The sequence below is a fragment of the Pseudarthrobacter oxydans genome (assembly GCF_030812335.1).
Taxonomy (GTDB): Bacteria; Actinomycetota; Actinomycetes; order Actinomycetales; family Micrococcaceae; genus Arthrobacter; species Arthrobacter oxydans_B.
This window is the reverse complement of sequence record NZ_JAUSSN010000004.1, coordinates 287,012-300,243: the sequence shown is the minus strand read 5'-3', so window position 1 is coordinate 300,243 and position 13,232 is coordinate 287,012. Positions and strand designations below refer to the sequence as shown.

14 protein-coding genes are annotated in these 13,232 nt (G+C 67.6%); 10 read left to right on the top strand and 4 right to left on the bottom strand.

Features of this window, described 5'->3' with window-relative positions:
* Window positions 1-2: 2 nt before the first annotated feature.
* The 6 genes from J2W14_RS08915 to J2W14_RS08890 all read left to right on the top strand — a co-directional run bounded on the left by J2W14_RS08915 (window position 3) and on the right by J2W14_RS08890 (window position 6,690).
* Window positions 3-2,039, top strand: a complete 2,037-nt coding sequence (locus tag J2W14_RS08915) for a bifunctional aldolase/short-chain dehydrogenase (RefSeq protein WP_307461349.1) — start codon at window positions 3-5, stop codon at window positions 2,037-2,039.
* Complete coding sequence (locus J2W14_RS08910) at window positions 2,036-3,511, top strand: rhamnulokinase (RefSeq protein ID WP_307461346.1); 1,476 nt, start codon at window positions 2,036-2,038, stop codon at window positions 3,509-3,511. The genes J2W14_RS08915 and J2W14_RS08910 overlap by 4 nt, the downstream gene beginning before the upstream one ends.
* Before the next feature lie 95 nt (window positions 3,512-3,606).
* Complete coding sequence (locus tag J2W14_RS08905; protein ID WP_307461344.1) at window positions 3,607-4,626, top strand: acetylxylan esterase; 1,020 nt, start codon at window positions 3,607-3,609, stop codon at window positions 4,624-4,626.
* Window positions 4,627-4,862: 236 nt separating this feature from the next.
* Complete coding sequence (locus J2W14_RS08900; protein WP_307461342.1) at window positions 4,863-5,975, top strand: 3-deoxy-7-phosphoheptulonate synthase; 1,113 nt, start codon at window positions 4,863-4,865, stop codon at window positions 5,973-5,975.
* Window positions 5,976-6,178: 203 nt separating this feature from the next.
* A complete protein-coding gene (locus J2W14_RS08895; protein ID WP_307461340.1) occupies window positions 6,179-6,391 on the top strand; it encodes a helix-turn-helix domain-containing protein in 213 nt (70 codons plus the stop codon).
* Between the two features lie 200 nt (window positions 6,392-6,591).
* A complete protein-coding gene (locus J2W14_RS08890) occupies window positions 6,592-6,690 on the top strand; it encodes a 30S ribosomal protein bS22 (RefSeq protein ID WP_003792170.1) in 99 nt (32 codons plus the stop codon).
* Window positions 6,691-7,096: 406 nt separating this feature from the next.
* On the opposite strand, the gene J2W14_RS08885 is transcribed toward J2W14_RS08890, so the two are convergent.
* Window positions 7,097-7,930 (bottom strand): HAD family hydrolase, encoded by an 834-nt coding sequence (locus tag J2W14_RS08885; protein ID WP_307461338.1) that lies wholly within the window; start codon window positions 7,928-7,930, stop codon window positions 7,097-7,099.
* 209 nt (window positions 7,931-8,139) lie between these two features.
* On the opposite strand from J2W14_RS08885, the gene J2W14_RS08880 reads away from it, so the two are divergent.
* Entirely contained in the window at window positions 8,140-8,400 is a 261-nt protein-coding gene (locus tag J2W14_RS08880; protein ID WP_307461336.1) for a glutaredoxin family protein, read from the top strand.
* 90 nt (window positions 8,401-8,490) lie between these two features.
* Window positions 8,491-9,186, top strand: coding sequence for a redox-sensing transcriptional repressor Rex (locus J2W14_RS08875; protein WP_307461334.1), 696 nt, complete (start codon window positions 8,491-8,493; stop codon window positions 9,184-9,186).
* A 78-nt stretch (window positions 9,187-9,264) separates the two neighbouring features.
* Here J2W14_RS08875 and J2W14_RS08870 read toward each other — a convergent pair whose 3' ends face one another.
* From J2W14_RS08870 to J2W14_RS08860, 3 genes are all read right to left on the bottom strand, one after another.
* Window positions 9,265-10,068 (bottom strand): hypothetical protein, encoded by an 804-nt coding sequence (locus tag J2W14_RS08870; RefSeq protein WP_307461332.1) that lies wholly within the window; start codon window positions 10,066-10,068, stop codon window positions 9,265-9,267.
* A 214-nt stretch (window positions 10,069-10,282) separates the two neighbouring features.
* Window positions 10,283-10,894, bottom strand: coding sequence for a hypothetical protein (locus J2W14_RS08865; protein WP_307461331.1), 612 nt, complete (start codon window positions 10,892-10,894; stop codon window positions 10,283-10,285).
* Window positions 10,895-11,172: 278 nt separating this feature from the next.
* A complete protein-coding gene (locus J2W14_RS08860) occupies window positions 11,173-11,721 on the bottom strand; it encodes a YceI family protein (protein WP_307461329.1) in 549 nt (182 codons plus the stop codon).
* Between the two features lie 211 nt (window positions 11,722-11,932).
* Between J2W14_RS08860 and J2W14_RS08855 the strand changes: the two genes are divergently transcribed.
* Window positions 11,933-12,598, top strand: coding sequence for a histidine phosphatase family protein (locus J2W14_RS08855; RefSeq protein WP_307461327.1), 666 nt, complete (start codon window positions 11,933-11,935; stop codon window positions 12,596-12,598).
* Between the two features lie 2 nt (window positions 12,599-12,600).
* On the top strand, window positions 12,601-13,221 hold the full coding sequence (locus tag J2W14_RS08850) for a TlpA family protein disulfide reductase (RefSeq protein WP_307461325.1): 621 nt from the start codon (window positions 12,601-12,603) through the stop codon (window positions 13,219-13,221).
* Window positions 13,222-13,232: the final 11 nt, after the last annotated feature.

Below are 13,232 nucleotides of genomic sequence, written 5' to 3'. Positions count from 1 at the left end.
GAATGACTAACAAGACTGTTGAAGACCTGATTTCCCGTTCCAACCGCCTCGGTGCGGACAAGCGGAACACCAACTTTGCCGGCGGCAACACCTCGGCCAAGGGCACCGAGAAGGACCCGGTGACCGGCGAGGACGTGCAGCTGCTGTGGGTCAAGGGCTCCGGCGGGGACCTCGGCACGCTGACGGCCGGGAACCTTGCTGTCCTGCGCCTGGACCGGCTGAACGCCCTGAAGAACGTGTACCCGGGTGTTGAGCGCGAAGACGAAATGGTGGCTGCTTTTGACTACTGCCTGCACGGCAAGGGCGGCGCCGCGCCGTCGATCGACACCGCCATGCACGGGCTCGTGGGCGCCGCACACGTGGACCACCTGCACCCGGATTCCGGGATCGCCGTTGCCACCGCCGCGGACGGCGAAGCCCTGACCACTAAAATCTTTGGCAACAAAGTCCTCTGGGTTCCCTGGCGCCGTCCCGGCTTCCAGCTCGGCCTGGACATCGCCGCGATCAAGGACGCCAACCCGCAGGCCATAGGCACTATCCTGGGCGGCCACGGCATCACAGCGTGGGGCGCCACCAGTGAGGAAGCCGAGAGCAACTCGTTGTGGATCATCGAACAGGCCGAGAAGTACATCAAGGACAACGGCAAAAACGAACCGTTCGGGCCGAAGCTGCCCGGCTACGGTGCCCTGCCGGAAACAGAGCGCCGCGCCAAGGCCGCTGCACTGGCTCCGGTAATCCGGGGGCTGGCGTCCACCGACAAGCCGCAGCTGGGGCACTTCAGCGATGACGCCGTCGTCCTGGACTTCCTGGCAGCGACCGAGCACCCGCGCCTGGGCGCCCTGGGCACCTCCTGCCCGGACCACTTCCTGCGAACCAAGGTCAAGCCGTTGATTCTGGACCTGCCCGCCGATGCCTCGATCGAGGACTCCGTCGCACGGCTCAAGGAACTCCACAGCGCCTACCGCGAGGACTACCAGGCCTACTACGACCGCCACGCGACCCCGGACTCACCGGCCCTGCGCGGCGCGGACCCGGCGATCGTCCTGGTCCCGGGCGTGGGGATGTTCTCCTACGGCGCCACCAAGCAGACCGCCCGCGTCGCCGGCGAGTTCTACCTCAACGCCATCAACGTGATGCGCGGCGCCGAGGCCATCTCCGCCTACGCCCCGATCGAGGAAGCCGAGAAGTTCCGGATCGAATACTGGTCCCTCGAGGAAGCCAAGCTCGCCAGGCTGCCCAAGCCCAAGTCCCACGCCTCCCGCATCGCCCTGGTCACCGGCGCGGCGTCGGGCATCGGCAAGGCCATCGCCACCCGGTTAGCGTCCGACGGCGCCTGCGTAGTCATTGCCGACCTGAACCTGGCGAACGCCCAGGCCGTCGCGGCGGAGCTCGGCGGCGCGGACGTGGCGATCGGTGTGCAGGCGGACGTGACCGACGAAGCGCAGGTGGCCGCCGCCGTTGACGCTGCCGTGCTCGCCTTCGGCGGACTGGACCTGGTGGTCAATAACGCCGGCCTGTCGATCTCCAAGCCGCTGCTGGAAACCACCGAGAAGGACTGGGACCTCCAGCACAACGTCATGGCCAAGGGCTCCTTCCTGGTCTCCAAGGCCGCGGCGAAGGTCATGATCGACCAGGAGATGGGTGGGGACATCGTCTACATCTCCTCCAAGAACTCGGTCTTCGCCGGTCCGAACAACATCGCCTACTCCGCCACCAAGGCTGACCAGGCGCACCAGGTCCGGCTCCTCGCGGCCGAACTGGGCGAATACGGCATCCGTGTTAACGGCATCAACCCCGACGGCGTGGTCCGCGGCTCCGGCATCTTCGCCGGCGGCTGGGGCGCCAAGCGCGCCGCAGTCTACGGAGTGGACGAGCAGGAACTGGGCAAGTACTACGCCCAGCGCACGCTGCTCAAGCGCGAGGTCCTGCCGGAGAACGTGGCGAACGCCGCCGCGGTCCTCACCAGCGCCGAACTGTCCCACACCACCGGACTCCACATCCCCGTGGACGCCGGTGTGGCAGCAGCCTTCCTGCGATGACCACCACCGGAACGGCCTTGAATACCGCTCCTGCCCCGGCCGGGGCGGTATTCGCCGCCGTCGACATCGGGGCCTCCTCCGGCCGCGTCATCCTGGGCCGCGTGAGCAGTTCTGGAGTGGAGCTGGAAGTGGTTCACCGGTTCCCCAACGGTGTGGTGGAGATCGACGGCGGCCTCCGCTGGGATTTCGACGCCCTGTTCGGCGAGGTTCTCAAAGGTCTCGCTGCCGCTGCCACGGTGGCGGCAGCCCGGAACGAAACCATCGCGAGCATCGGCCTTGACACCTGGGCTGTGGACTACGGCCTGGTCAACACCGACGGCGAGCTTCACGCCCAGCCGTACAGCTACCGCGACGACCGCTGCCTCGCGGCCGTTGCGCCCGTGCACCAGAAACTGGACCCGGCCCGCCTCTACGGCACCGCGGGGCTGCAGTTCCTGCAGTTCAATACCCTCTACCAGCTGGCCGCCGAGCCGGACCTGGACGGTCTGCAGGCACTGCTGATCCCGGACCTGATCGCGTTCCTCCTGACCGGAGAGCGCCGGACCGAATCCACCAATGCCTCCACCACCGGTCTGTTCGGTGCGGTGGCAGGGGAATGGGCCACGGAGTTCCTGAGCGCCTTGGGACTGCCCGCAAAGCTGTTTCCTCCGCTGGTGGAACCCGGCGAAACCATCGGGACCCTGCGGCCGGAGATCGCGTCCCGCCTGGGCCTGCCGGCCAGCACCGAGGTGGTTGCCGTCGGCTCGCACGACACGGCGTCCGCCGTCGCTGCCGTCCCCGCGCAGGAAGGGAACTTCGCCTACATCTCCTCCGGCACGTGGTCGCTGGTGGGGCTGGAGCTGAAGCATCCGGTCCTGACCGAGGCCAGCCGGGCAGCGAATTTCACCAACGAACGCGGCGTGGACGGCACCATCCGCTACCTGCGCAACATGGGCGGCCTCTGGCTGCTCAGCGAATGCCAGCGCACCTGGGCCTCGGAGGACGTCACCCTGGGGTTCCCCGATCTGCTCCGAGCCGCGGCGGCTCTACCCCCGGGCGGGCCGCAGATCGATCCGGATGACTCCTGTTTCATCGCCCCGGACAACATGCCCGAGCGCATCCGCGCCGCGGTCCGCCACTCCGGGGACCTCCTGCCGGATGACCCTGCAACCATCACCCGGTGCATCATGGACAGCTTGGCCGCCGGGTACGCCAAGGCCATCATCGCCGCCGAGAGCCTTGCCGGCCGCACCGTGGACGTGGTCCATATCGTGGGCGGCGGCTCGCAGAACAAGCTGCTGTGCCAACTCACGGCCGATGCCACCGGCAAAAAAGTGGTGGCAGGGCCAGTGGAAGCGACCGCCGTCGGCAATGTCCTGGTCCAGGCCCGCGCTGCCGGTAAGGTCAGCGGGGGGCTCACGGATCTGCGGCGTCTGGTGGCGGCATCGCACGGCCTGCAGACGTTCACCCCCCAGCAACTCTCCCGGTTGTGACTTTTCGCAGCTCTGACCCTGGGGGGCACCGCAGGTTCAGTTCTATGACGTAGGATCTTCAACGCTATCCAGACGAGACAGGACCGGACCGCACCATGCCCCTCTTCGACCTTCCCCTTGAACAGCTCCGCGGCTACACGTCCCACGCCACGCAGCCGGCCGACCTCCAGGACTTCTGGGACGCCACCCTCGAGGAAGCCCGGACGTTGCCGCTCGGGGCCACGTTCGAGCCGGTGGAGAACCACCTGGCCGTCATCGACACCTTCGACGTGAGCTTCGCCGGCTACGGCGGAGCCCCGATCAAAGGCTGGCTGCACCTGCCGAAGAACCGGCCGGCTGGCACGCAGCTGCCGGTCGTCGTGCAGTACTGCGGCTACTCGGGCGGGCGGGGTCTGGTCAACCAGGACACGAAATGGGCCCAGGCCGGCTACGCGCAGTTCACCATGGACACCCGTGGCCAGGGCTACGGGGGCGTCCTCGGTGAGACTCCGGACCCCCACCCGTCCGCGGGTGAAGTGGCCTATGCGGGGCTCATGACGCGGGGTGCCGGCTGCCGCGAGGATTACTACTACCGGCGTGTATATGTTGATGCGTTCCGTGCGGTGGAGGCGGCGCAATCCCATCCCGGGGTGGATGCCTCGCGCGTTGTTTTGGCCGGAATCAGCCAGGGCGGCGGCATTGTCGTGGCGGTGGCCGGGCTCGTGGCCGGACGGCTCGACGGCGTCGTCGCCGCGCTGCCCGACGTCCCGTTCCTGCAGGACTTTCCCAGGGCCATCGACATCGCACCCCGCGGCCCCTATCCGGAAATCGCGGCCTTCCTGGGCCGGCACAGGGACCGGTACGAGCCGATGCTGGCGGTGTTGAACTACTTTGACGGCGTCAACCTGGCCCGGGCTGCCACTGTGCCTGCCCTCTACTCGGTGGCGTTGATGGACGATGTCTGCCCGCCCTCCACGGTGTTCGCCAGCTTCAACGCCTACGGAACCGGGGCGGGGGCGTCGTCGGGCACCGGGGCCGCCAAGGAGATCGAGGTCTACCGGTTCAACAACCATGAGGGCGGTCAGGAGCACCACTGGATCAGGCAGCTGCAGTATCTCCGCAAGCTCCTGGGCTGATCCGGATACGCCATGTGACTGCCGCGATTTTGCGACGACGGCGGCGTGCAGTTACGGTGTGCGTATGACAAACCGTTGGTATGCGTATTTTTCGTTGGCTCTGGAGGGGCCCGCGTCTAGCTGACACGCATCCAACCTTCCTTCAGAGCCAACAGGGCAGAGATCATTCTCTGCCCTTCGCCATTTCCCGGCGGGTTCTGATCAGGGCCCGCTCCGCACCCCCGGAACAGGACCCCATGAGCATCGAAGCAGCCCCCGAATCCCAGCAGTCAACATCCAACCTGCGCGTCAGCGAGTTCACGCCGCTGCCCACCCCGCAGGAGATCGTCGCGGAGCTGCCGCTGGATACCCGCCTGGCCGAGACCGTGGCCCGGGGCCGGGACGAGGTCCGCGCGATCATGGACGGCGTCGATGACCGCCTGCTCGTCATTGTGGGCCCCTGCTCCATCCATGATCCCAAGGCCGGCCTCGAATACGCCCGCCGGCTGGTCAGCCAGGCCGAGAAGCACAAGGAAGACCTGCTGATCGTGATGCGGGCCTACTTCGAAAAGCCCCGCACCACGGTGGGCTGGAAGGGCCTGATCAACGACCCCCGGCTCGACGGCAGCCACGACATCGCCGCCGGACTGCGCGCCGCGCGCCGCTTCCTGCAGCAGGTCACCGCACTCGGACTGCCGGCCGGCACTGAGTTCCTGGAACCGATCAGCCCGCAGTACATGGCGGACCTCGTCTCCTGGGGCGCCGTCGGTGCCCGCACCACCGAAAGCCAGATCCACCGCCAGCTGGCCTCCGGGCTATCCATGCCGATCGGGTTCAAAAACGGGACCGACGGCGACCTGCAGGTCGCGCTCGACGCGTGCAGTGCCGCCGGGGCAGCCCAGGCGTTCCTTGGCATCGACGGCGAGGGACGGGCCGCCCTGGTCTCCACCGCAGGCAACCCCGATACGCACATCATCCTGCGCGGCGGACGCAAGGGACCGAACTACTCCGCCCCCGACGTGGAAGCCACCACCGCCAAGCTCGCCGCCAAGCAGCTCAACCCGCGGCTGATCGTTGACGCGAGCCACGCCAACAGCGGCAAGAACCACCACCGGCAGGCCGAAGTCGCCCTGGAGATCGGCGCGCAGCTGGAGAACGGCGGTAGCTCGGCAGGGGCCATCGCCGGCGTCATGCTGGAGAGTTTCCTCGTCGGCGGGGCGCAAAACCTCGACGTTGCCGAGCACGCCGCCGGAACCGATGATCTGGTCTACGGCCAGAGCGTCACGGACGCCTGCATGGAGTGGGATGTCACGGCCTCGGTCCTGGCGCAGCTGGACGCCTCTGCGCGCGTCCGCCGCACCCGAGGCTAGGCCGTACTGCGGGCCGCGCCTCCGCAGCGCCCGCCGCGCCGCAGATTCTGCGCGTCAGGGCCTTGGAGATCCGCGCAACTCTTTCACATTGGCACCATCAGCCCCTAGAGTATCTAACACATGGTTGTTTGATGGCTCAGCATCGGCACACCGCCATGTCGTTCAGATGGGGCTGCCGTTTGCTTGAGCAAAGGAATAAGGAAATGTCTTCGGAGGCTAACTTCTCCAATGCGCGCTTCTTGACCGTGGCCGAAGTCGCGGATGTGATGCGCGTGTCGAAAATGACCGTGTACCGGCTTGTTCATTCCGGCGAAATGCCGGCTGTCCGTTTCGGGCGCTCCTACCGGGTGCCGGAATCTGCCGTCGAGCAGTACCTCAAGGGTGCTGTCGTCGACGGACACACGGAAACAGGCTGAGCATCCGCCGTCTGCTGCGGCCGGAATAAGGATCTGCGGGCCCGCACGGTGCCTGCGGTCGTGGGGCGCCCCCGATAGGCGGTACCCTGTTAAGGAACGTTTTACGTCATTGTAAGAACCTGTCCGTTGTACAGTCTGCTGCTTAGCCCGCGGACCCTTTCCAACAGGCAGGTACTGCATCTAGCCGGTAAGGAACTTTCGTGGGTTCAGTTATTAAGAAGCGTCGCAAGCGTATGGCCAAGAAGAAGCACCGCAAGCTGCTTCGCAAGACGCGCCACCAGCGTCGCAATAAGAAGTAGAGATACTTCGCATCATGTGAATGCCCGTTGCCTTCCCGGCAGCGGGCATTTTCTTTGGAATTGCCGCGCCTGGTTCGGACTGGCGTCGCGCTTCTGGACACGCGACGCGCGTTGGGACGTGCGCTACGCGGATCCGCGTAGCGCGGAGCCCGAAGCGCAGCGGTCGCCCGGAGGCGTAGCGCCGAGCGGGCAGCGTGGCGCGGAGTCGGAAGTGCATGGGAGAAGTCGTGCGGGGGACGCGCTTTCGGACACGCGACGCGGGTTGGGACGTGCGCTACGCGGATCCGCGTAGCGCTGGACCGGATGCGCAGCGGTCGCCTGGAGGCGTAGCGCCGAGCGGGCAGCGTGGCGCTGGACCCGAAGCGGGGCTCTGGACCGGAGGCGCAGGGGAGAAGCCGCGCGGGGGTTAGACCGTGGGGCCGCGGAAGCGGGAGAACCCCCGCCAGAGGCCGTAGATGGCCCCACCGACGGTCGCCGCCTTGAGCCCGAGGGTGGCCGCGCGGCGTCCGGCACGGAAGTCGTAGACCGGCCAGTTGTTGTCGCGGGCATGGCGGCGGAGCCCGGAATCCGGGTTGATGGCCACGGGGTGCCCCACCATGCTCAGCAGCGGGATGTCGTTGCGCGAATCGCTGTACGCCCAGCACCGGGCCAGGTCCAGCCCCTCGGCCTTGGCCATTGCTTGGACGGCCACTGCCTTGGCGGGGCCGTGCAGGATCTCGCCGACCAGCCGGCCGGTGTAGGAGCCGTCCAGGATTTCGCCCACCGTGCCGAGCGCGCCGGTGAGGCCCAGCCTGGTGGAGATCACCGTGGCCACCTCGATCGGCGTCGCGGTCACGAGCCAGACCCTGCGGCCCACCCGGAGGTGCTGCTCGGCCAGCGCCTTGGCCCCCGGCCAGATCCGGGATTCGATCATTTCGTCATAAACCTCTTCGCCGAGGACCTCGATGTCCTCCACGGTGAAACCGGCGGCCAGGCCCAGGGCGGTGTCGCGGACGGCGTGGACGTCGTCCATCTTCTCGCCGCGCACCACGAACATGAATTGCTTCCAGGCAATGCCGAGCGCCTGAGGAATCGTGAAGGCCCCGCGCTGGTGCATCTTGCGGGCCACGTGGAACAGGCTGGCCCCCCGCATGAGGGTGTTGTCGACGTCGAAGAACGCGGCTTCGCCGTGCTGCGCTGCTGCAACAGGCTGTGCAGCAACAGGCTCGGTGACCACAACGGCGTACTTCTTTTCGGGCATGCCACGAGTCTAGTCAACGCCGGGGCCGGTTCCCGTCGCGGAGCCCGCTGCGGCGGCGGACATGTCGGGCAGGGCCCGCGGCACTCGGCGGAGGCGGACAGGTCGGGGCACGGCCCGCGTCACCGCCCACGGCCCGCGTCGACGCGGCGGCGGAGGCGGACGTGTCGGGCGCGTCGACGGGGGAGCGGCCGCCGGGCTACCGTGGAGCCATGCCAAGCCCCGACGTCGTCCTCATCACCAAAGCTGACTGCCATCTGTGCTCGGCGGCGCGCGCCGCCGTCGAGCGCGTCACCCAGGGCCTCGGGATCGGCTGGCGTGAGCAGTCCATAGATGACGACGCCGAGCTGCGCGAACGTTTTGCGGAGGAGATCCCCGTGGTGCTGGTGGACGGCGTCCAGCGGGACTTCTGGAAGATTGACGAAGTCCGGCTGGAGCGGACGCTGCGTCGGGCGCTGGGCCAACAGGCCTGAGGCGCGGGGAGGCGCCGGGGCCGCTGCTTTGTTCGCTGAACTGCGGGGGCTCTAGAGTGGAACTCACAACGCGACTCGATGGAGCTGATAGTGACTTCGCTGGATTCATCCCCTGACGCGATGCCCGGGGGAGCAGGGACTGCCGCCAAGCAGATTCCGCCCGCGGCCGTGGCCCGGCTGACCATTTATCTGCGCGCCCTCACCACCCTGCTTGCCGAAGGCATTGACCGGGTCTCGTCCGAATCCCTGGCCGAGGCCTCCGGTGTCAGCTCCTCCACCCTCCGCAAGGACCTGTCCTACGTCGGCTCCTACGGGACCCGCGGCGTCGGCTACGAGGTTCAGTACCTCAACCGGAATATTGCCGCGGCGCTGGGCCTGACGCGCGACTGGAAGGTAGCCATCGTCGGTGCCGGCAACCTGGGCAAGGCGCTGGCCCGGTACGGCGGATTCGAATCCCGGGGCTTCGAAATTGTGGCGATCCTCGATGCGGACCAGATGGTGGTGGGCAGCGAGGTGGGCTGGCTGCGTGTCAGCGACGCCGCCGACCTCGAGCCGGTGCTGCAGCGGACCGGCGCCAACATGGTGGTGCTGGCCCTGCCGGCCGCCGTGGCGCAGGACGTCTGTGACCGGGTCATTGCCGCCGGGGTGCGGAGCATCCTCAGCTTCGCCCCGGTGATGCTGCAGGTGCCGCCCGGGGTCAACCTGCGCAAGGTCGACATGGCCACCGAACTGCAGATTCTCGCCTATCACGCACAAAGGGCGCAGGACCCGGAGGATGCCGACTAGATTCAGTCGGCCCGTCCGGCTCCCGCGCCCGCTGCGCTGGTGCCTGCGGCCTGGTACCGCCGACTTAGTACGGTTCGCTTAGTACGGTCCGCCCTGTTGCCCGTACGGGTTGGCGAACGGCTGCCGCTTGGCGAAGTACGGCGACGTGGCCGGCAGGTACAGCATCACAATACCTGCGATGCCGAGGAGGACTCCAAGGGTGCCCAGGCTCAGCGGGAAGATGCTGAGGATGGACAGGGCGGCGAAGACCGTCCCGAGGATCCGCGCCCAGTTCTTGCCTTTGCGCACGTTGAAGGCCACGAGCGCGTAGAGCCCGGCGCCGATGACGGCGAAAGTCACGATGCTGCCGACCAGGAATCCCCTGATGTCTTCAAACCTGATTTCAGCGCCGCTCCCGGCCATCCGCGCTTCAAACTCTTCCCGCATCTCGGGGGAGTCGACCATGCCGATCGCCATCAGGAGCGACAGGACCCAGACCGCGCCGGCAGCGACGATGAGCCAGAAGGCCGTGTTGACGAGCTTGGGAATGCCTGCCGGGCCAGCCATGGACTGCGGCTGCTCGGAGGGGAACTGGGCGTAGGGGGACTGGCCGTACTGCGGGGGCTGCTGGTTGTACTGCGGCGGGTTCTGCCCGTACTGGGGCTGCTGCCCGTACGGCGGCGCGGACGGGGCCTGACCGTACTGGGGCGCGGACGGCGGGGTCTGGCCGTACTGCGGCGCCGACGGCGGCTGCTCGCCGTACTGCGGCGCGTTCTGGCCGTACTGCGGCGCCGACGGCGGCTGCTCGCCGTACTGGGGTGCGTTCTGGCCGTAGCGGGGGGCCGGCTTTTCGCCCGGCTCCGGGGAGTCCGGGTTCGACGGCGGGACTGGCGGGATGCTCATGGGCGTTCCTTTGCGTGGCGGTCTGATTCGGATACCGGAAACAGCTTCCTGCCCTGCCCCCAGCATGGTTTACGTCCACCGTACCGCGGGCCGGCGCCCGCGCGGATCATTCCGGAGAGGTATTCTCGCCGGGTGCCCGGGCTCCGGTCAAGGCGCCGGTTCCGCGGGCAGCCGAATGTGCCCGGAAGCTGCTAAGGCGCAGGTCAGGCGCAGGTCAGGTGCGGCCGCGCAGAGAGGCGAACCAGGCCTGGGAGTTGGGCAGCCACATCAGCACGGCGGCCACCAGGCTGATGGTGAAGCTCGGCCAGCTGCCGGCGCCACGGCCGTCCGCGGCGCTGGTGTTGAGGATGGCCAGCAGCAGGGAGATGCCGGCGACGATCGTGAGGGCGAAGCGGGCCCACTCGTGGCCTTCCTTCATCTTCATGGACAGGACGACCTGTGCCCCCGAAAGGGCCAGTGCCACCAGCACCAGCAGGAGCACCAGGAAGCCCAGGCCCGGAACGACGGCCAGGAGCACGAACGCCCCGAAGAGGCCGACGACCCCGCCCAGCAGGCCCAGCAGCCCGCTGATGAGCCAGATCCAGTAGGCGACTTTAAGCTCGGTCGGGAGCCAGTTGACCGTGAACATGCCGGAGAATCCGCCGTGGGGCATCACGTCGTTGAAGTTCCGGGGCCGGTCCGTCGGCATCTCAAAGCGGAATCCGCCAGGCGTCTGGCCCGCAGGCCGGCTCGAGGACTGTTTACCCGGTGTGGGCTGTCCCGGCGTCGGGTTGCCCGGCTGCTGTCCCGGCTGCTGCGGCTGAGGTACCTCATTGGGGTTGCTCATGGATCTCACTTTAGACCGCGGATAGGCCGGTATCGAGGGACCTCCGGCATGTTGCGGGGCATGTCGGGGCGCCGTCAGCCGCGGCCCGTTCGCCCTCCGCGGGACAAGCAATTCCGGAGGCGGCGGCGGCCCGGCGCCGACCCGGACCCTGGCCCCGGGGTAACCCCCGGATTAAGCACAACACCCCGCTCCGTCACGCGGACGGAGCGGGGTGCCGGCGGCTCGAGGCCGCGGTCCGGCCGGATCCCTGGGGGACCGGCCGGACAAGCGTTGGGAGACTAGGCTGCGGGAGCGATGAAGGCCAGTTCGAGGTTGACGGCAACCTTGTCGCTGACGAGCACGCCGCCGGCTTCGAGGACGGCGTTCCAGGTCAGGCCGAAGTCCTTGCGGCTGATCGTGGTCTCGGCGGACAGACCGGCGCGGGTCATGCCGAACGGGTCCACGGCAACGCCGTTGAACTCGGTCTCGAGGGCCACCGGGCGGGTAACACCCTTGATGGTCAGCTCGCCCTGGAGCTCGTAGCTGTCACCCTTGGGGACGATGCTGTGGGAGACGAAGGAGATTTCCGGGAACTTCTCGACGTCGAAGAAGTCTTCGCCGCGGACGTGGCCGTCGCGGTTGACGTCGCCGGAGTCGAAGCTCGCGGTCTGGATCGTGGCGCTGACCTTGGAGTCGGCCACGTTCTCGGTGAGGTCCAGCGTGGCCTCCGCGTCCTTGAACTGGCCGCGGACCTTGCTGATGCCCGCGTGGCGGACAGTGAAGGCGATTTCGCTGTGCGAGTTGTCGAGGGTCCAGGTGCCGGTGGTGACGTTAGCGGGAAGTGCCATGGTGTTGCTCCTTGAGTCGGGTGGGTCCTGCGGGTGGTCTGATCGTCAGTTGAAGCATCATTTGTTGAAGTCTCAACTAACTGCTTCACCCAGTATAAACATGCATTTGCATCTTTTATTCCAACTCCGGGGAACATTTCGCAAAACTCTTGAGTTCTACTTCATGTAGAAGATTTCGTCATTGCCCCTGCCCTTTGAGAAACTGGTACACATGCCCCAAGCCACTGTTCATTTGCTCCGCCACGGCGAGGTCTACAATCCCGACGGCGTCCTGTACGGCAGGCTGCCCGAGTTCCATCTCTCCGAGCTCGGCCAGGAGATGGCCCGGATGCTCGCGGAGCACTTCAGTGCGAGGGCCGCGCAGGGGGCCAACATCGTCCACCTCGTCGCCTCGCCCCTGACCCGCGCGCAGGAAACGGCGCAGCCCATCGCGGAGGCGCTCAACCTCGGGATCACCACCGAGGACCGGATCATCGAGGCGGCCAACTACTTCGAGGGCCTGCACGTCAACAAGGGCGAGATCTTCCGGCCCAAGCACTGGCCCATGCTGCGCAACCCGTTCCGGCCGTCCTGGGGCGAGCCCTACAAGGTCCAGGCCGCCCGGGTCATCGCCGCGGTGCAGGATGCCCGGCTGCGCGCCATCGAGCTCGGCGGCGAGGGCGCGGAGGCCATCCTCGTCAGCCACCAGCTGCCCATCTGGGCCACCCGGCTCAGCGCCGAGGGCCGGCCGCTGTGGCACGATCCGCGCAAACGCGAATGCACCCTCACCTCGGTCACCTCCCTGGTGTTCGACGACGCCGGGAACCTCCTGCGCGTCGAGTACAGCGAGCCTGCTGCCGCCCTTCTCCCCGGTGCCTCGAGCACCCCCGGAGCCTGAGCATGACCGGAAACCACGGCAACTCATCACCGGTGTCCCGCCGCAGCGTCCTGACGGCGGGCGGTGCCGCCCTCGCCGTCGTGCTGGGCCTCTCCGGCTGCGCCCAGGAGGACGCGCTGGCGCAGCAGGCCAAGGCCGGCGACAACAAGAACTACGTGGCCGGCGACGGTTCGGTGACGGAATTCGCCGCCGCGGACCGCAAGAGCGCCATTGCCATCAAGGGCACGCTGTTTGACGGCACGGCGGTGACGCCCGAGGCCTTCCAGGGCCAGGTGACCGTGCTTAACTTCTGGTTCGCGGCGTGCGCGCCCTGCCGGGTGGAGGCGCCCGAGCTGGAGGCCCTGCACCAGGAGTTCAAGACCCAGGGTGTGCAGTTCTTCGGCGTCAACCTCCGCGACGAGAAGGCCACGGCGGAAGCGTTCGACAAGTCCTTCAACCTGACCTACCCGAGTTTCAACGACAAGGACGGCGCCGTGCTGCTGGCCGTGTCCGGGCTGGTCCCCCCGGGGGCCGTGCCCACCACCCTCGTGCTCGACAAGCAGGGGCGCGTGGCCTCCCGTGTCCTCGGCGAGATCCAAAGAGGGACCCTCAAGTCCCTCATCGCCGCTGCCGTGGCCGAGTAGCGGACGGGCCA